Origin of the sequence: Streptomyces sp. NBC_00370 (assembly GCF_036084755.1) — a bacterium.
Lineage (GTDB): Bacteria > Actinomycetota > Actinomycetes > Streptomycetales > Streptomycetaceae > Streptomyces.
In genome coordinates this window covers 658836-679528 of record NZ_CP107968.1, presented here as the reverse complement: position 1 = coordinate 679528, position 20693 = coordinate 658836, and the positions used below count along the sequence as shown (strand labels likewise).

Here is a 20693-nt window from a genome sequence, read left to right as displayed (position 1 = left end):
CCCGGGCGGAGGACCTCCATGGTCGCGTCGGGGTGGGTGAGCAGCCGCAGTGCGTCATGGTGGTCGACCACGGTCTGGAGGGCGGTGGCCAGCCGTTCCTCGTCCAGGCCGGGTGGCACCGTCACCACCACGGACTGATTGAAGTCGTCCCCGCCGAGGCCCAGTTCCGAAAGCCGCGCCATCACTGGCGTGGCGGGGACCGGGCCGTACGGCTCCGCGTGCGGCAACTGCTTAACGGACCCGGGAGTTGAGTGGTCCGACCGTTCGTCAAGTGCCTCGGCGAGCCTGGCCACCGACTGGTGCTCGAAGACGTCGCGGACGGAAAGGGTGATTCCCGCCGAGCGGGCCCGGCTCACGAGCTGGATGGACAGGATGCTGTCACCGCCGAGATCGAAGAAACCGTCCTCGACCCCGACCGACGCCACGCCCAGAACCTCGCTGAACAGCGTGCTCAGCAGCTCCTCGACCGGCGTGCGGGCGACCTGGCCGGTGGACACCGACGCGTAGTCGGGCGCGGGCAGCGCCTTACGGTCCAGCTTGCCGTTGGCCGTCAGCGGCAGCCGATCGAGGACGACGACCGCCGCAGGGACCATGTAGTCGGGCAGGGTCTGCCGGACGAAAGCCCGCAGCGCCGCCGGGTCGACCGTGTCTCCGCGTCCCTCCGCCGGTACCACGTAGGCCACCAGGCGGCGGTCACCAGGCCGGTCCTCGCGGACGGTCACCGACACCTGGGCCAGCTCGTCCCGGACAGCCAACGCAGCCTCGATCTCGCCGAGTTCCACCCGGAAGCCGCGGATCTTGACCTGGTCGTCGGAGCGTGTCAGATACTCCAACTCGCCCGCGGGGGTGTATCGGACGAGGTCTCCCGTGCGGTACATCCGCGCGCCCGAGCCGCCGTACGGGTCGGCGACGAACCGCTCGGCGGTCAGTTCGGGCCGGTGCAGATATCCGCGCGCCAGACCGCTGCCCGAGACGAACAGCTCGCCCGGCACCCCCGCCGGCACCGGTTGCAGATACCGGTCGAGCACATAGGCCAGGGTGTTCCCGGTGGGCCGGCCGATCGGCAGGGTCGCGCGTGGAGTGTACGGCGCCCGGACCTCGTGCTGTGTCACACACAGCGTCGTCTCGGTCGGACCGTACAAATGGCGCAGGACGGTGTCCGGTGCGTGCTCCAACACCCGCGCCACCGCATTCGGCGAGACCACGTCCCCACCGGTGAGCACCTCCCGCACCCCGGCGAAGCACTCGGGTGCCTCCTCGGCGATGACGCGGAACAGGCCCGCCGTGAGATGGATCGCGGTGATGTCGTGCACGGCGATCAACTCGGTGATCGAAGCGGCGTCCAGCTGTCGGGGCGGCGCCACCACGACGGTGCCACCCGACAGCAACGGCACCCACATCTCGTACGAAGAGACGTCGAAGGCGTGCGGGGCGTGCAGGAGCACCCGGTCGTGCACACCGGGGCGCCAGCAGTGGTCACGTACCAGATCCACGACACCGCGCTGGGTGGTGGCCACCCCCTTGGGCTGCCCGGTCGAGCCGGAGGTGTACATCACGTAGGCCAGGTCCGCGGGACGCAGCCCCACCTGCGGATTGTCGTCGGGGTGAGCGTCCGCGGATGCGCCGTGTTCGTCCACCACCACGACCCGCGCGTCCAGTTCACCGGCCCGTGCGGCCTCCGCCTTGTCGGCGAGCACGAGCGCGGCGCCGGTGTCCCGTACGACATAGCGCATCCGGTCGAGCGGATAGGTGTCGTGCAGCGGGGCGTACGCACCGCCTGCCTTCGCGATGGCGAGGGTCGTGACGATGTGCGTCACGGACCGCTCCATCAGCATGACCACAGGCGTCCCCGGGCGCACGCCCTCCTGCCGGAGCAGATGAGCCAACCGGTTGGCCCGGGAGTTGAGTTCGGCGTACGACACCGTCGTCGCGCCCGACACCACGGCCGGCGCTTCTGGAGTCCGCGCGGCCTGAGCCGCGAAGACCTCCGGCAGCGTCGAGTCCAACGGCGGGAGCGTGGCGCCCGAGCCGTCCAGGAGCAGGCCGCCGCGCTCGGCGCCGCTGAGGATTTTCACCTGCGACACCCGCAGGCCAGGGTCGGCGGTCACCTCGTCCAGCGTGCGCACGAACCGGTCCACCAGCGCCTCGGCCGTCGACCGGTCGAACAGGTCGGTCCGGAAGTCCAGCGCCCCCGTCAGCCCGGCACTGCGGCCGGTCTCGTCGTGCGTCTCCGCGAGGGCGAAGGCAAGATCCACCTTCGCGACCTCCAGCCGGCTCCGTTCGGGGGTCGCCTTGAGTCCCGGCAGGGCGAGAGCGCCGTCCGGGGCGGCGTCGGAGTCGGCGGTGCTCAAGATGAGCATCACCTGGAAGAGCGGGTGGTGGGACAGCGTGCGGGTCGGATTGAGCGCCTCGACCAGCCGCTCGAAGGGCAGGTCCTGGTGCGAGTAGGCCGCCAGGTCCGTCCGGCGCACACCGTCGAGCAACTCCCGGAAGGTCGGATTACCACTCGTGTCGGTGCGCAGGACGAGGGTGTTGACGAAGAAGCCGATGAGATCCTCTGCCGCCTGGTCTGTGCGTCCGGCGACAGGGCTGCCGATGGGGATGTCCTCGCCGGCGCCGAGGCGAGTGAGCAGTGTGGCCAGCGCCGCCTGAACGACCATGAACGTAGTGGTGTTCGTGGCTCGGGCGAGCGCCGTCAGCCGCTCATGGACGGCGGGTTCGAGCACGAACGGCACACGGTCACCCGCCTGGTCGGCGACCGTCGGCCGGGGCCGGTCGGTGGGCAGGTCAAGCTGCTCGGGCAGGCCTGCGAGCGTCTGCTTCCAGTGGGCGAGTTGCTGCCCGGCGGCGCTGTCCGGGTCGGCGTCGTCGCCGAGGATGTCGTGCTGCCAGAGTGCGTAGTCGGCGTACTGGACGGCGAGGTGAGTCCACCCGGGAGCGTTACCTGTGCTGCGGGCGGTGTACGCGGTGGTGAGGTCGCGGGCGAGGGGGGTGCGGGACCAGGCGTCGCTGGCGATGTGGTGGATGAGCAGGAGCAGTACGTGCTCGGTCTCGGACAGCCGGAACAGCGTGGCCCGCACCGGGATTTCTGCCGTGAGGTCGAACGCGTGATGCGCTGCTTCGCCGAGCCGCGCGTCCAGCGCCCGCTCATCCGTCTCGACAAGGACGAAGGGCACGGGCGTTGTGGGGGGATGCACCGTCTGGCGGGGCCCGCGCTCGTCGTCGGTGATGGTGGTGCGCAGGCTTTCGTGGCGGGTGACGAGGTCGTGGAGGGCGGTGTGGAGGGCTGTGGTGTGGAGTGTTCCGGTGAGGCGGAGGGTGGTGGGGATGTTGTAGGTGGGGGTGGGTCCTTCGAGTTGGTGGAGGAACCAGAGGCGTTGCTGGGAGTAGGAGAGGGGGAGGCGTTCGGGCCTGGGGGCGCGGGCGGTGAGCGGGGTCCGGGCACGCTCGGCGCCGTCGAGGACGGCGGACAGATCCGCGATCGTGGGCGTCTCGAAGAACTGCCGAACCGAAAGCTCGATGCCGAGTGCTGCGCGGATGCGGCTGACGAGTCGGGTGGCGAGGAGTGAGTGGCCGCCGAGGTGGAAGAAGTTGTCGTCGATGGTGATGGTGTTGGTGGTGAGGATTTCGGCGAAGAGGGTGCAGAGGATTTCTTCTTGGGGGTTGCGGGGGGCGCGTCCCGTGGAAGTTGCGGTGTAGGTGGGTGCGGGGAGTGCTTTGTGGTCGAGTTTTCCGTTGGGGGTGAGGGGGAGTGCGTCGAGGGTGACGAAGGCTGAGGGGATCATGTAGTCGGGGAGGCGTTGGGCGAGTTCAGCTCGTGCGGTGGTTTCGTTCCAGGTGTGGTTGTCGGTGACGAGGTAGGCGGTGAGGCGTTGGTCGTCTGGTTGGTCTTCGCGGAGTTGGACGGTGGTTTGGGTGATGTGGGGGTGAGTGGTGAGGGTTTTGAGGGTGGTTTCGATTTCGCCGAGTTCGATGCGGTGGCCGCGGAGTTTGATTCCGTGGTCGGTGCGTCCGGTGTATTGGATGTTGCCGTGGTGGTTCCAGTGGGCGAGGTCGCCGGTGCGGTACATGCGGGCGCCGGGTGTGGTGCTGTAGGGGTTCGCTGTGAAGCGTTCCGCGGTGAGCGAGCTGCGGTTGTGGTAGGCGCGGGCGAGTTGGTGTCCGGCGAGGTACAGCTCACCTGTCACGCCGGGAGGTGTGGGGCGGAGAGCCGAGTCGAGGATGTAGATAGCGGTGTTGTCGAAAGGCCGGCCGATGGGGACGGGCCCGTTGGGGAGGGGTTGGTTCGACGGGATGCGGTGGTGGGTGATGTTGACGGTGGACTCGGTGGGTCCGTAGGCGTTGATGATTTCGGTATGGGGGTGCTGGGTGCGCCAGTTGGTCAGGTGGTCGGCTGTGAGGGCTTCACCGCCGAGGATGAGGGTGCCGGTGGGCGACGTGGTGGTGGGAAGGGTGGCGAGGAGGGGAAGGTGGCTCGGCGTTGCTTTGATGAGGGTGGGTTGGGTGGTGGTGTGTTCGAGCGTGGTGGTGAGGTGGACGGTTCCGCCGTTGGTGAGCGGTGTCCACAGGGCGGTGATGGTCAGGTCAAAAGCGAGAGGCGAGTGCAGGGTGGTCGTACCCGTGGTCGCCGGGTAGGCGTGGCGGGCGTGGTGCAGGTAGGTGGTCAGGGCGTGGTGATCGATGATGACGCCCTTGGGGCGGCCGGTGGAGCCCGAGGTGTAGATCATGTAGGCCGCATGCCGGGGTGACCATGGCAGGGCCCGGTCGTTGTCGGTGACCTCATCCGTGGAATGCTGTGCGTAGTCCGACGGTGGTATTGGTTCGGTGAGGGTGAGTGCCGGGGTGGCGTCGTCGAGCATGTACTGGATGCGTTCGGCGGGGTAGTCGGGGTCGATCGGGAGGTAGGCGCCGCCGGCTTTGACTACCGCGAGCATGCTGACGACCGTGTCCAGCGACTTCGGCAAGGCGAGCGCGACGAACTGCTCGGCCCGCACCCCCTGGGAGATGAGGTGCCGGGCCAGCTGATTGGCCTGCCCGTTCAACTGCCCGTAGGTGAGGGACTGTCCCTCGCAGACCACAGCCTCCGCGTCCGGATTCTCCGCGGCCTGTCGGGCGACCAGCTCGTGCAGGGGAACTTCCGGGATCTCGGTGCTGGTCCCGTTCCACTCCACCAACACCCGCTCACGCTCGGCCGTGCTGATGACCTCGACGTCATGAATGTGCCGATCAGGCGTCGACGTCACGGATTCCAGGACGCGGATGAAGCGTTCTGTGATGGCCTCGGCCGAGGTGTGCTCAAAGAGATCTGTGCTGAAGTCGAGTGCGCCATCGATGCCGAGCGGGCGGCGCTCGCTGTCGAACGACTCCGCGAAGGCGAAGGAGAGGTCGAACTTCGAGGCTGTCCGGTCGATCTCTTGAGGCGTGACCCGCAGTCCGGGAAGCTCGGCGATCTCGTTCAGTGCCCCTTCGTGGTCCGTGTTGTTGAAGGTCAGCAGGATTTGGAAGAGGGGGTGGTGGGAGAGGGTGCGGGTGGGGTTGAGGGCTTCGACGAGTTGCTCGAAGGGGAGGTCCTGGTTGCTGTAGGCGGTCAGATCGGTGGTGCGGGTGCGGCCGAGCAGTTCCCGGAAGGTGGGATTGCCGGCCGTGTCGGTGCGCAGGACGAGGGTGTTGACGAAGAAGCCGATGAGGTCGTCGGTCGCGTCGTCGGTGCGTCCTGCGACGGAGGTGCCGATGGGGATGTCGGTCCCGGCGCCGAGTCGGGTGAGGAGGGTCGCCAGCGCCGCCTGGACCACCATGAAGATGCTCGTGTTCGAGTTCCGCGCGAGTTCCGTCAACCGCGTATGCAGTTCGGCCGATATGGCCAGGGGGACCCGGCCACCGCGATAGTTCGCGACGGCAGGCCGGGGCCGGTCGGTGGGCAGGTCGAGCTGATCCGGCAGGCCGGCGAGTGTCTGCCTCCAGTAGGCGAGTTGAGCGCTCGCGGCGCTGTCCGGATCGCCGTCGTCGCCGAGGATGTCGCGCTGCCAGAGTGCGTAGTCGGCGTACTGGACGGCGAGAGGTGCCCACCCGGGAGCGTTGCCTGTGCTGCGGGCGGCGTACGCGGTGGTCAGATCCCGGGCCAGCGGACCACGTGACCAGGCGTCACTGGCGATGTGGTGGATCAAGAGCAGGAGTACGTGTTCTTCGTCCGAGACGCGGAAGAGCCAGGTGCGGACGGGGAGTTCCGAGGTGAGGTCGAAGCAGTGTGCGGCTGCCTTCGCCAGCCTCTCTTCCAGTTCGCCTCCGGAGACCGGTTCGGTCTCGAAAGGCACCTCGACGGAGTTCGCCGGCAGGACGACCTGGTAAGAGCCCTGGTCGTCCTCGGCGTACAGCGTGCGCAGGCTCTCGTGCCGGACGGTGACGTCCTGGACAGCGGCTTGCAGAGCGTCCCGGTCGAGTGCTCCGGTGAGGCGGAGAGCCGTGACGGTGTTGTACGTGGAGTTGGGTCCCTCCAACTGGTGCAGGAACCAGAGGCGCTGCTGGGCATAGGACAGCGGTAGGCGTTCCGGTCGCACACGGACGGCCAAGGGCGCACGGGCGCGTTCGGCCTCGTCGAGGATGGTGCTGAGTGTGGCGACGGTGGGCATCTCGAAGAGCTGGCGGATGGAGAGTTCGATGCCGAGTGCTGCGCGGATGCGGCTGACGAGTCGGGTGGCGAGGAGTGAGTGGCCGCCGAGGTGGAAGAAGTTGTCGTCGATGGTGATGGTGTTGGTGGTGAGGATTTCGGCGAAGAGGGTGCAGAGGATTTCTTCTTGGGGGTTGCGGGGGGCGCGTCCCGTGGAAGTTGCGGTGTAGGTGGGTGCGGGGAGTGCTTTGTGGTCGAGTTTTCCGTTGGGGGTGAGGGGGAGTGCGTCGAGGATGACGAAGGCTGAGGGAACCATGTAGTCGGGAAGACGGCGTCCTAGTTCAGCTCGTGCGGTGGGTTCGTCCCATTGGGGGGTGACGAGGTAGGCGGTGAGGCGTTGGTCGTCTGGTTGGTCTTCGCGGAGTTGGACGGTGGTTTGGGTGATGTGGGGGTGAGTGGTGAGGGTTTTGAGGGTGGTTTCGATTTCGCCGAGTTCGATGCGGTGGCCGCGGAGTTTGATTTGGTGGTCGGTGCGTCCGGTGTATTGGATGTGGCCGTGGTGGTTCCAGTGGGCGAGGTCGCCGGTGCGGTACATGCGGGCGCCGGGTGTGGTGCTGTAGGGGTTGGCGGTGAAGCGTTCCGCTGTGAGCTGGGCGCGGTTGTGGTAGGCGCGGGCGAGTTGGTGTCCGGCGAGGTAGAGCTCGCCTGTCACGCCGGGGGGTGTGGGGCGTAGGGCGGAGTCGAGGATGTAGATGGCGGTGTTGTCGAAAGGGCGGCCTATGGGGATGGGCCCGTTGGGGAGGGGTTGGTTCGGTGGGATGCGGTGGTGGGTGATGTTGACGGTGGACTCGGTAGGTCCGTAGGCGTTGATGATCTCGGTATGGGGGTGCTGGGTGCGCCAGCTGGTCAGGTGGTCGGTTGTGAGGGCTTCACCGCCGAGGATCAGGGTGCCGGTGGGCGACGTGGTGCTCGGAAGGGTCGTGAGAAGGGGCAGGTGGCTCGGCGTTGCCTTAATGAGGGTGGGTTGGGTCGTGGTGTGTTCGAGCGTCGTGACCAGGTGGACAGCTCCGCCGCTGGTGAGCGGTGTCCACAGAGCGGTGATCGTCAGGTCAAAAGCAAGAGGCGAGTGCAGGGTGGTGATACCGCTGGTGGCGGGGTAGGCAGCCCGGGCGTGGTGAAGGTAGGTGGTCAGGGCGTGGTGGTCGATGATGACGCCCTTGGGGCGGCCGGTGGAGCCCGAGGTGTAGATCATGTAGGCCGCATGCTGCGGTGAGTGCGCCGCTGCCCGATCGGTGTCGGTGACCTCGTCGGTGGAGTGGTGTGCGTAGTCCGACAGCGGCACCGGTTCGGTAAGGATGAGTGCAGGTGTGGCGTCGTCGAGCATGTACTGGACGCGCTCGGCGGGGTAGTCGGGATCGATCGGAAGGTAGGCGCCGCCGGCCTTGAGTATCGCGAGCATGCTGATGACCGTGTCCAGCGACTTCGGCAGAGCGAGCGCCACGAACTGTTCCGCTCGGATGCCCTCGCTGATGAAGTGCCGGGCCAACTGGTTGGCCTGCCCGTTCAACTGCCCGTAGGTGAGGCACTGTCCCTCGCAGACCACAGCCTCCGCGTCCGGATTCTCCGCAGCCTGTCGGGCGACCAGCTCGTGCAGCGGGACTTCCGGGATCGCGGTGCTGGTCCCGTTCCACTCCACCAGAACCCGCTCACGCTCCGCCGGGTCGAGTGTCTGGAGTCGGCCGACGGGGAGATCGCCGCCGTCGACCAGGGCTTCCAGCACCCGCACCATCCGGTCCGCCAGTGAACGGGCCAGCCGCTCCTCGCAGATGTCGGAACGGTAGTCGAGCCGCAGCCGTAGGGCGGAGTTCCTGGTGTGGGCGACGAGGTTGACGACGAAGTCCGTGCTCTCGACCGCGTCGAATCCCGCCACCCGCAGACCGTCGAGGTCAGGGCTGGTCGCCTCGGCGCTGACCGGGTAATTCTGGAACACCATGGCGGTGTCGAAGAGCTGGGGGTGGCCTGCCCAGTTCTGGATGTCGGCGAGGCCGGGCCATTGGTGGTCCAGGAGATGCGTCTGTTCGTTCTGAAGGCGACGGAAGAGGGCGCTCAGAGGCTCGGCGTTGTCGAGGCGCACCCGTACCGGCAGGGTGTTGATGAACAGGCCGATCATCTGCTCGACGCCGGGCAGCTCAGGCGGGCGGCCGGACACGGTGGCTCCGAAGACCACGTCGTCACGGCCGGTCGACTGCGCCAGGGCCAGCGCCCAGGCACCCTGCACTACCGTGTTCATCGTCACGCCCTGCGCTCGCGCCCAGCCCGCCACGGACTCACTGGTGACCGGGTCGAGACCGAACGCGATGCTCGGCGGAGCCGCGTCCACCGGCGCACCCGCGCCGGGTGCCAGCAGGCAGGGTTCGTCCAGGTCGGAGAGGGACTGCTGCCACGCCTGCCGGGCGGCCTCCCGGTCCCGGCTGTCCAGCCAGGTCAGGTACTCGCCGTAGGGGCGCACCCTGCCCAGGACCGAGACGTCCCCGTCCGCCGCGTACAGGGTGGTCAGCTCCTGCCAGAGCAGCGGCAACGACCAGCCGTCGAGCAGGATGTGATGGTTCGTCATGACCAGTCGCACCCGGTCGGCCGACAGCCGCAGCGCAGTGAAGCGCAGCAGCGGCGGACGCGCCAGGTCGAAGCGGCGCTCGCGGTCGTCCGCTGCCAACTGGGAGGCGTGTGACTGCTGTTCTTGCGGGCGCAGGTCGGTCAGGTCGGCTTCACGCCAGTCGGGTGCGACGTCCGAGGGCACCGCCTGGACCCACGTGCCGGAGGCGGTCTGGTGGAAGGCGGCGCGCAGGTTCGGGTGGCGGTGCAGCAGGGCCCCGGCCGCGGTGCGCATCCGGGCCGCGTCGAAGCTGCCTTCGAGTTCGAACGAGATCTGTCCGACGTAGACGTCGCGGGCGTCCTTGTCGTACAGGTTGAGGAAGAGGAAGCCCTCCTGGAGCGGGGCGAGAGGCAGGATGTCGTGGAGGCCGGGGACGTCGCGCTCCAGCTGCTCGATGTCGTCCAGGCTGACCGAGGGGTGGACGACGTCCGAGGGGGTGAGGCCACCGGCCTCGGGGTTACGGGACTCCTCGACGAGCCGGCGCAGTGCCCGGAACCACGCGTCGGCGAGGCGTTGGGCGTCTTCGCGGTCGAGTGCCGACGGTGCGTAGATCCAGGTGGCTCGCAGGCGTGTGCCCGAACCGTCGTCCAGTGCAACGGCGTTGAGGTCGACCGGATGCGCCAGCGGCATCGCGCCGTCGATCCCGGCGACGTCACCACCGGTGATCGTCCAGGCGGCCCCCGCGCTGCGGTCCTGGCCTATCTGGCCCAGGTAGTTGAAGCCGAAGTCCGGTGCCGGCAGTGGTTCGAGCACGGCGCGGGTACGCGGGTTGAGGTGGCGCAGCAAGCCGTAGCCGAGCCCGTCGCCCGGTACGGAACGCAGTTGTTCCTTCACGGTCTTGAGGGCGCGGAGCGGCGGTGTGGCGCTGCCGGGCTCCAGTCGTACGGGGTACATGGCGGTGAACCAGCCGGCGGTGCGGCTGAGGTCGGCGCCGGGTACGGCGTGTTCGTGGCGGCCGTGGCTCTCCAGGTCGACCACAACAGGTGTGTCCGGGTCGTCGCCGCGTCCGCGCCGCCACTCGGCGACGGCGACCGCGAACGCGCTCAACAGCACGTCGTTGACGGTGGCGTGGCAGGTGCCGGGCACCCGCGTGAGCAGTTCGCGGGTGGTCTCAGGGTCGAGTTCCGCTGTGATCTCGCCCGCACCGGCGTGGGTGTCGCGCGCGGGGTCGATGCGCAGGGCCCGTGGTGTGTCGCCGAGCACCGACTGCCAGTGGCCGACTTCCGCCTCGGTGCCGGGTCGTTCGGCCAGATCGGCGAGTTCGTGCGCCCACTGCCGCCACGGCGTGCCCGTAACGGCCGGTGTGCCGCCGCCCTCGTACGCCGCGACGAGGTCCGGTACGAGGATGCGCCAGGTGACGCCGTCCACGACCAGGTGGTTCGCGACCAGGACGAGCAGTCCCTCACGGGCGGGCCCGCGGTCGAGCCAGACGGCCTGGAGCATACGGCCGTCCGTGGGGGACAGCCGGCCTCGGGCGGCGCGTGCCTGTTCGGCGACGGTGCCGTGCAGGTCGTCATCGCCCAGCCCGGCGGCGTCGTGGCGGACCAGGCAGTCCGCCGCGGTCACCGAACCGGGCTCGGGGACGGTCACCGACCAGTCCTCGGTGACCCGCAGCCGCAGGGCGTCGTGGTGGTCGAGAAGGTTGCCGAGGGCGGCGGCGAGCGTGTCGAAGTCCAGCTCTGCGGGGACGGTGAGCACCAGGGACTGGTTGAACGTGGCGGCGTCGGAGCCGAGTTCGGCGAACCAGCGCATCATCGGAGTGGGCGGCGCCGCACCCCAGGGTGACATCTCGGTCCCTGTCGTCGTCGGCGCGGGCGTCGTGGCGGCCGACCGGGCGAGCAGGGCGGGCGTCTGGTGCTCGAAGACGTCACGCACCGACAGGGTGAGCCCCGCTGCGCGGGCCCGGCCGATGAGCTGGATCGACATGACGCTGTCGCCGCCCAGGTCGAAGAAGCCGTCGTCGGCGCCGACGGACGGCACCCCCAGGGTCCGGGCGAACAGGTCGCACAGCAACTGCTCCTGTGGGGTGCCGGGGCGGCGGCCCGAGACCTGTGCGGTGTAGTCGGGTGCGGGCAGCGCCTTGCGGTCCAGCTTGCCGTTGACGGTCAGTGGCAGTGCGTCCAGGGTGACGAACGCGGTCGGGATCATATGGTCGGGCAGGGTCTCGCGCAGTTCGGCGCGGAGCCGGGCGCCGTCCAGGGCATGACCCGGCTCCGCCACCACGTAGGCGACGAGTCGCCGGTCGCCCGGTCGGTCCTCCCGTACGATCACCGCTGCCCGGGACAGTGGCGCCTGTTCGACCAGTACCGCCTCGATCTCGGTCGGTTCGATGCGCAGGCCGCGGATCTTGACCTGGTCGTCGGCCCGCCCCAGGTACTCCAGCTCGCCGTGCGGCAGCCACCGCACCAGGTCGCCGGTCCGGTACAGCCGGGTGCCGGGCGCTCCGAACGGGGCGGCGACGAAACGCTCGGCGGTGAGCCCCGGGCGGCGGTGGTAGCCGCGGGCCAGGTGCGGACCCGCCGTGTACAGCTCGCCCGGTACGCCGGGGGCGACCGGCCGCAGCGCCGCGTCGAGGACGTAGACGGCGGTGTTGGCGACGGGTGCGCCGATGGGCGGGGTGACGGGGCCGGCGAGCGGCCCGCTCATCGTGGCGCAGACCGTGGTCTCCGTCGGACCGTAGGAGTTGAGCATGGTGCGGCCGGCGGACCAGCGTTCCACCAGCTCGGGCGGGCTCGTCTCCGCACCCACGACGAGGGTCAGCCCGTCGGGCAGGGAGCCTTCGGGCAGCAGCCCCAGGACGGCCGGTGTCAGGCTCAGGTGTGTCGCGCCGGACCGCGTCGCCAGCTCGGCCAGTTCGGGGCCGGGGGTGGTGTCCTGCGGGGCGACGATCAGCGTGGCGCCTGTGAGCAGCCCCATCGCCAGCTCCCAGAAGGCCGCGTCGAAGCCCGGCGAGAGGTGTTGCAGGATCCTGCTGCCCGGTCCGGCCGCGCAGTCGCCCTGGAAGATGTCCAGCAGCCCCGGCAGCCCGGTGTGGGTCACGACGACGCCCTTGGGGCGGCCCGTCGTACCCGAGGTGTAGATCATGTACGCGGGGTGCTCGGGCCGCAGCGGCGCGGGCCGCTCCTCGTCGGTGACGTTCTCCTCGGACAACTCGGACAGCTCGGCCGGCTCAGGTCGCGCTGGCTGCCTGGGCGTTGCCGCTTCGTCCATCAGGAGGCGGGGTACGGCGGTGTTCGGCAGTCCTTCGGCGACGGCGGAGGTGGTGACGACCAGGACGGGCGCGGCGTCGTCGAGGAGATGAGTGATCCGCTCGGCGGGATACCCGGGGTCCACCGGCAGATACGCGGCGCCCGCCTTGAACGCGGCGAGCGCGGCGACCACCAGGTCGGCCGAGCGTGGCAGGGCCGTCGCTACGAACCGCTCGGGGCCCGCGCCGTGCCGCAGGAAGTGCCGGGCGAGCCGGTTGGCGCGCGCGTTCAGCTCCCCGTAGCTCAGCACTTCGCCCGCGAACTCCACGGCGGGCCGCTCCGGGGCCAGCGCCGCGTGCCGCTCCACATGATCGGCGAACGTGCGGGTGTCGCTGGTACGCGCGGTGTCGTTCCACTCGACGAGTACGCGGCGCAGCTCCGCGTCGCTGAGGATGTCGATCTCGTCGATCCGCCGGTCGGGTGCGGCGACCAGAGCGGCGAGGAGCCGCAGGAACCGGTCGGCCAGGGCCGTGACCGTGTCCTCGTCGAAGAGGTCGGCGCTGTATTCGGCGGCGCCGGTGAGCCCGGCGGGGACGCCGTCGGCGTCGCGCCGCTCGGCGAGTTCGAGGGCCAGGTCCAGCTTGGCGACGCCGGTGCGCACCTCCAGCGGAGTCACGTCGAGACCGGTCGCCGACAGTGCGGCGAGCGCGTCCTGCTGGGTGGTGTCGAGGCTCAACAGCACCTGGAACAAGGGGTTGTGCGACAGCGAGCGGGCCGGGGCGAGGACGTCCACCAGATGCTCGAAGGGCAGGTCCTGGTGGGCGTAGGCGCTGAGGTCGGCCTCCCGCACCCGTTCGACGAGCTGGCGGAACGTCGGGTTCCTGGAGGTGTCGGTGCGCAGCACCAGGGTGTTGACGAAGAACCCCACCACCTGGTCGAGGGCGTCGTCCGACCGTCCCGCGACAGGTGTGCCGACGGGGACGTCGTCGCCCGCCCCCATCCGCGAGAGCAGGGTGGCGAGGGTCGCCTGGAGCACCATGAACAGACTGGCGCGGGACTCACCGGCCAGGGTGATCGCCGCGCGGTGCACGTCAGCGGGCACGTTCAGCGCGACCCGGCCTCCCCGGTGCGAGGCGGCGGCGGGCCGGGACCGGTCGGCCGGCAATTCCAGTTGGTCCGGGACCCCGGACAACGCAGCTTTCCAGTAGCCGAGTTGACGGGCCGCGACACTGTCGGCGTCGGCGGTGTCGCCCAGTGTCTCGCGCTGCCACAACGCGAAGTCCGCGTACTGCACGGGCAAGGGCGCCCAGCCGGGCGCCGAGCCCTTCGTCCGCGCGGTGTAGGCGGTCGCGAGGTCACGGATCAGTGGGCCCAGGGACGAGCCGTCCCCGGCGATGTGATGGATCATCAGCAGGAGCACATGTTCGGTCTCGGACAGCCGGAACAGCTCGGCTCGCACCGGCAGTTGGTGGGTGAGATCGAAGCAGTGACGGGCGGCCGGCTCCAGCCGCGCGTCCAGTGCGTCCGCCCCTGTCTCGGTGACCGGTAGTGCGAAGTGCACCTCGTCGGCGCCGAGCACGGTCTGCCGGGCGCCGTGTTCGTCCTGTGCGAAGACGGTCCGCAGGCTCTCGTGCCGCACGATGACGTCCTGGAAGGCGGCGCGCAGGGCGCCGGGGTCGAGAGCGCCGGTCAGGCGCAGGGCGCCGGTGATGTTGTAGGTCGCCGAAGGGCCTTCGAGCTGGTGCAGGAACCACAGCCGCTGCTGTGCGTACGACAGGGGGAGCCGGTCCGGCCGGGGTCCGGCGGTCAGCGGTGTGCGGGACCGCTCGGCGGTGTCCAGGGCGGCGGAGAGCCCGGCGACCGTGGGAGTGTCGAAGAGCTGGCGCACGGACAGTTCCACCCCCAGGGTGGCCCTGATCCGGGTGGCGAGCCGGGTGGCGAGCAGGGAGTGCCCGCCCAGGTCGAAGAAGGTGTCGTCGATGGTGACACGCGGGACGGCGAGCACCTCGGCGAACAGCGCGCACAGGATCTCCTCGCGCGGCCCGCGCGGAGCCCGGCCGGTCTGCCGGCCCGTGTGGACGGGCGCGGGCAGTGCCCGGGTGTCGAGCTTGCCGTTCGGGGTCAGCGGCAGGGTGTCCAGGGTGACGAACGCGGACGGCAGCATGTGGTCCGGCAGGCGGGTGGCCGCGTGGTCGCGCAGCACCCGCTCGTCCACGTCGGCCGTGGTGACGACGTAGGCGACGAGACGCCGGTCGCCCGGTGCGTCCTCGCGCAGCCGGACAGCGACGTCGCGGACGGCCGGGTGGGCGGCGAGCACCGCCTCGATCTCGCCGGGTTCGATGCGGAAACCGCGGATCTTCACCTGCTGGTCGGCGCGGCCGAGGTAGTCGAGGCCGCCGTCGCTCCTGCGCCTGGCCAGGTCGCCCGTACGGTACATCCGGGCGCCCGTCGCGCCCGTCGTACCTGTCTCACCCGTCGCGCCGAAGAGCGCCGCGTGGGGGTCGGCGGGAAACCGCTCCGAGGTCAGTGCCGGACGGCCCAGATAGCCGCGGGCGAGTCCGGCCCCGGCGACGTACATCTCGCCGGTGACACCCGGCGGGACGGGCCGTAGCCGTGAGTCGAGGACATACACCCGCAGGTCGGGGATGTTGCCGCCGATGGTGCTCGCCGAGGCGGCGGCGGCCCGTGCGCGGTCCAGCGGGAAGTGGGACACATGGACGGTGGTCTCGGTGATCCCGTACATGTTCACCAGCGCCGGCGCGTCGTCGGCGTGCCGTTCGTACCAGTCGGCGAGCCGGGACAGGTCGAGTGCCTCCCCGCCGAAGACCACGGTGCGCAGGGCGAGTTCGGGGGTGTGCTCGCGGTCGGCGGCGGCGAGCTGGTAGAAGGCCGACGGCGTCTGGTTGAGCACCGTGACCCGCTCCCGCGCCAGCAGCGCGAGGAACGCGGCCGGGTCCCGGCTGACGGTGTGCGGGACGACGACCAGCCGGCCGCCGTGCAGCAGCGCTCCCCACAGTTCCCACACGGAGAAGTCGAAGGCGTAGGAGTGGAACAGGGTCCACACGTCCTGCTCGTCGAAGCCGAACCAGTGGCCGGTCGCCGAGAACAGCCGCGCCACGTTCCGGTGCGGCACCGCCACACCCTTGGGCCGTCCGGTCGAGCCGGACGTGTAGATGACATAGGCGGTGTCCCGTGCGTCGAGCGGACGGGTCCGTTCGTCCTGCGCGAGGTCGGCCGTGTGCGTGGTGGCCGGTTCGCCGTTGCCGTCGATGACGAGTTGGGGGACGCCGTGTCCGGGCAGCCGGCCCGCCACGTCCGCCGTGGTGAGCAGCAGGGCGGGCGCCGCGTCGGAGAGTGTGTAGGCCAGCCGGTCGGCCGGATAGTCCGGGTCGAGCGGCACATAGGCGGCCCCCGACTTGACGACGGCGAGGAGCGCGACGACCAGCTCCGCCGAGCGGGGCAGCGCCAGCGCCACCAGGTGGTCCGGGCCGACGCCGCGCCCCACGAGCAGCCGGGCGAGCTGATTGGCGCGGGAGTTGAGTTCGGCGTACGACAGGCGGGCGCCGTCGAAGGTGAGGGCGGTGCGGTCGGGCACCCGCGCCACCTGTTGTTCGAACAGCTCAGGCAGGGTGACGTCGGCCGCGGGCGCCGAAGTGGCGGCGAGACCCGCGTTGTTGGCGTCCACCAGCAGTGCGCGCCGCTCACCCGGCAGCAGGATGTCGAGGTCACCCAGGCGGCGGTCAGGGTCCGCGACGGCCTGGGCGAGCAGCCGCAGCAGCCGCTCGGCCAGAGTGCGCACGGTCGCGGCGTCGAAGAGCTCCGTGCTGAACTCCACCGCGAGATCGATACCGGCGGAGCCCCCTTCGGCGTCCTTGCGTTCGTCGAACGCGAACGCCAGGTCGAACTTGGACAGTCCCGTGTGGACGGGGACGAGGCTCGTCCGGATGCCCGGCAGCCGGCCCAGCTCGCCCAGGGCGTCCTGCTGGGTGGTGTCGAAGGTCAACATCACCTGGAACAGCGGGTGATGACCTGCGCCGCGGTCGGGGTTGACCGCCTCGACCAGCCGCTCGAAGGGCAGGTCCTGGTGCGCGTAGGCGGCCAGGTCGGTGTCGCGCACCCGGCCGAGGAGGTCGCGGAAGGCCGGGTCACCCGCGGTGTCGGTGCGCAGCACCAGGGTGTTGACGAAGAACCCCACGAGGTTCTCCACCGCGGCGTCGGTACGCCCCGCGATCGTGGAGCCGACGGGGATGTCCTCGCCGGCGCCCAGCCGGGTCAACAGGGCCGCGAGAGCGGCCTGCAGGACCATGAACACACTGGTGCGGCTCTCGGTCGCGAGCCCGGCCAGTGCCTGGTGGAGATCGGCGGATACGGACAGGTCGAGCCGGTCGCCCGTGTTGTCGCTGCGGGCCGGACGAGGCCGGTCCGTGGGCAGTTCCAGCTGCTCCGGCAGACCGGCCAGCACCTGCTTCCAGTGGGTGAGCTGCCGGTCTCCCTCACCGGCCCGGGACCCCTCGGCGCCCAGGAGCTCCTGCTGCCACAGCGTGTAGTCGGCGTACTGGACGGGCAGCGGCTCCCATCCGGGCGCCGCCCCCGCCAGCCGCGCGGCGTACGCGGTCCCCAGGTCCCGCGCGAGCGGCCCCAGTGACCAGCCGTCACCCGCGATGTGGTGCAGCACCAGCATCAGCACGTGGTCCTGCTCGGCCACCCGCAGCAGCGCCGTGCGCAGCGGGATCTCCCTGCCGAGGTCGAACCGGTGCCGCGCCACCCGCGCGATGTCCCGGGAGAGGCCTTCGGGGCCGGATTCGACGGTCTCCAGCCGGGGTGTCGCTTCGGCGGCCGACAGGACGAGCTGGTGCGGACCGTGCGCGTCCTCGGCGTAGACCGTGCGCAGGGTCTCGTGCCGGGCGACCACGTTACCGATGGCCGCCGCCAGGGCCGCCGGATCCAGCGGGCCGGTCAGCCGCAGCGCGGCCGGGATGTTGTAGAGCGGGGACGGCCCCTCGAACTGGTGCAGGAACCAGAGCCGTTGCTGGGCGAAGGAGAGCGGCAGCCGCTCGGGCCGTGGCCGGCTCGTCACGCCGGAGCGGGCCCGCTCCGCGTCGTCGAGGACGCCGGCCAGACCGGCGACGGTCGGCGTCTCGAAGACCCGCTGGATCGGCAGCTCCGCTCCGAGGGCGGTACGGATGCGGCTGATCAGCCGGGTGGCGAGCAGCGAGTGGCCGCCGAGTGCGAAGAAGCTGTCGTCGGCGCCGACCGTTTCCAGACCGAGGATCTCGGCGAACAGCCCGCACAGCAGCTCCTCGCGCGGTGTGCGGGGTGCCCGGCCCGCGGTGCGCCCCGGGGCGTCGGGGGCCGGCAGCGCTCTGCGGTCCAGTTTGCCGTTCGGGGTGACGGGCAGCTCCGGCAGGGTGACGAAGGCCGAGGGGACCATGTACTCGGGCAGCAGCGCACGCAGCCGGGCCGCGAGGAGGTCGGTCTCCGGACCGCTCTCGCCGGACGGCACGGTGTAGGCCACCAGGCGCTGGTCGCCCGGCCGGTCCTCGCGCAGCACGACGGCGGCGCCGGCGAGCTCCGGCTGACGGATCAACGCGGCCTCGATCTCGCCGAGTTCGATCCGGAAGCCGCGCAGCTTGACCTGCTGGTCGGCGCGGCCGAGATAGGCCAGGCTGCCGTCGCGGTTCCAGCGCGCCAGGTCGCCCGTGCGGTACATCCGGCTGCCCGGCGCGCCGTGCGGATCCGCCGTGAAGCGCTCCGCGCTCAGCGCGGGACGGTTGAGATAGCCGCGGGCGAGCTGCACACCGGCGATGTACAGCTCGCCGGGCGTACCCGGCGGCACCGGACGCAGTGCGCCGTCCAGCACGTACATCCGGGTGTTCCACACGGGGTGGCCGATGGGCACGGGCCCGCTGCCGGTGTCCCGCTCGCACGGCCAGTACGTCACGTCGACCGCGGCCTCCGTCGGCCCGTACAGGTTGTGCAGCGGGACGTCGCAGGCGGCCAGGAACCGGGTGCGCAACGCGGCCGGCAGCGCCTCGCCGCTGCAGAAGACCCGGCGCAGCCCGGTGAGCGACGCGGCGGACGGCGCACGCAGGAACGCGTCGAGCATCGACGGCACGAAGTGGACCGTGGTCACCCGCTCACGGCGGATCGTGTCGGCCAGGTAGGCGGGGTCGAGATGGCCGTCGGGCCGGGCGACGACCAGGGTGGCGCCCTGGAGCAGCGGCCAGAAGAACTCCCACACCGACACGTCGAAACCGGACAGGGTCTTCTGCAGCACCCGGTCGTCGGCGCCGAGGCCGTAGGTGTCCTGCATCCAGGCCAGACGGTTGACGACGGCCCGGTGGGAGACCACCACGCCCTTGGGCCGCCCGGTGGAGCCCGAGGTGTAGATGACGTACGCCGGATGGCCGGGGTCGAGGGACGGCGCGGGCGGCGCCCCCAGGTCCTCGGTGTCGTCGGCGTCCAGCACCAGCCGCGGGGTGCCGTCCTGCGGCAGCCGGTCCTCGGTGTCCCGGGTGGTCAGCACGAGCCGGGCGCCCGCGTCCCCCATCATGTGGGCGATGCGGTCCGCCGGATAGCCCGGGTCGACGGGCAGATAGGCGGCGCCCGTCTTCAGTACGGCGAGCAGGGCGACGACCAGTTCCACCGACCGGGGGACGGCGACGGCGACGAAGTCCTCGGGCCCGGCTCCCCGGCCGGCCAGCAGCGCGGCGAGCCGGTCGGCGCGGGCGTGCAGTTCGGCGTAGGTCAGGGAGGTTCCCTCGTACCGCAGGGCTTCCCGCTCGGGCGTGCGGGCGCCCTGCTGGGCCAGCAGTCCGGTGAGGGTGGCCTCGGGCACCTCCCGCGCGGTGTCGTTCCACTCGTCGAGGACGCGGTGGCGCTCCTCGGAGGTCAGCAGCTCGCCGCGGCCGACCGGCGCTTCCGGGTCGGCGGCGAGTTCTTCCAGCAGCCGGACGAAGCGGTCCTGCAGCGCGGTGAGGTCTTCGGCCTCGTACAGCCGCGGGTTGCCCTCGAAGTCGACCCGCAGACCGGAGGCGGGAGTGCCCGTCAGGACGAAGTTCAGGTCCGTCGTCGGGCCGGAGCCGAGGCTGCGCATCCGGCCGAGCGGGCCGCCGAAGTCGACGGGCTTGGTGTACGGCAGGACGTTCACGGTCGGGCCGAGCACCCCGGCTCCGCCACCCGACACGCCCAGTTCCCGGTTGAGTTCCTCGCCACGGAAGCGGCTGTGCGCCATCAGCCCGCGCAGCGCCGTGGAGACCTCGTCGATCAGCCCGGCGAAGCTCGTGGCGCCGTCCACCGCCACCCGCAGCGGGAGCTGGTTGGAGACCATGCTCGGTGTCGAACGGGCGTTCGCGCCGTAACGGCCGGTGACCGGCACCGACAGCACGATGTCCCGTGCACCCGTCATCCGGTGCAGGAACGCCGCGACACCGGCGATCACGACGCGCGTCCACGACGAGCCGGTCGCCTCGGCCGCCGCGTCGAGGACGCGCGTACGGTCCGGGCCGAGCGCGCGGCTCGTCAGGACCCCGGCCAACGCGTGGCCCCACGTGCGGCCGGTCAGCGACACCGGCTCGGGACGGTCGGCGAACAGCCCGGTCCAGTAGGCGCGGTCCCTGTCCTGCCGGGCCGAGCCGCGGTAGGCGTCCTCGTCCGCCGCCAACTGGTCCATGCTGCCGAACGCGCAGTCCGGGCTCTCCTGGCCCACCGTCAGGGCGCGGTACACCTCGGCGAGCCGCTCGTAGAACAGCGTCATGCTGGTGCCGTCGATCACGATGTGATGGACACCCAGGTAGTACATGTGCCGTCCTGGGGCGAGGGTGAACAGCGCGTGGCTGCTCAGACCGGGCCTCTCCAGGTCGACCGGTGTGGCGCGGTCACGCTCCATCCACTCGATGGCCTCGGCCTCAGGGTCGGCACGCCCCGTGAGGTCGAAGTGCGGCAGCCGCACCGGGGTGCAGGGCGGGCCGTCCGCCGCTTCGGCGCCGGTGGTGTCCGCCGGCGCCGGGGGGCAGTACGAGCGGTACGGCCGCCCGTCCTCGTCGGTGAGGAAGCGCGAGCACAGGGTCTCCGTCTCGGCCAGCGTGCGGCGCAGCGCCGCTGTCAGCCTGGCGTGGTCGAGCGGCCCGTCGATCTCCAGGCAGGAGCCGGTCTTGTAGTGCGTTCCGCGGGGATCCAACTGCTGGGCCAGCCACACCTCGCGCTGTGCGGCGGTCAGCCCGTGCCGAATGGTCGAGAGCTCGGACAC

1 protein-coding gene (only partly in view) is annotated in these 20693 nt (G+C 70.7%); it reads right to left on the bottom strand.

Features of this window, described 5'->3' with window-relative positions:
* Positions 1–20693, bottom strand: the 5' portion of a protein-coding gene (locus OHS57_RS02915; protein WP_328580887.1) for a non-ribosomal peptide synthase/polyketide synthase. Its footprint begins 1264 nt before the window's first position; the window shows 20693 of its 21957 coding nt (coding positions 1–20693); its start codon is at positions 20691–20693; the stop codon falls past the left edge of the window.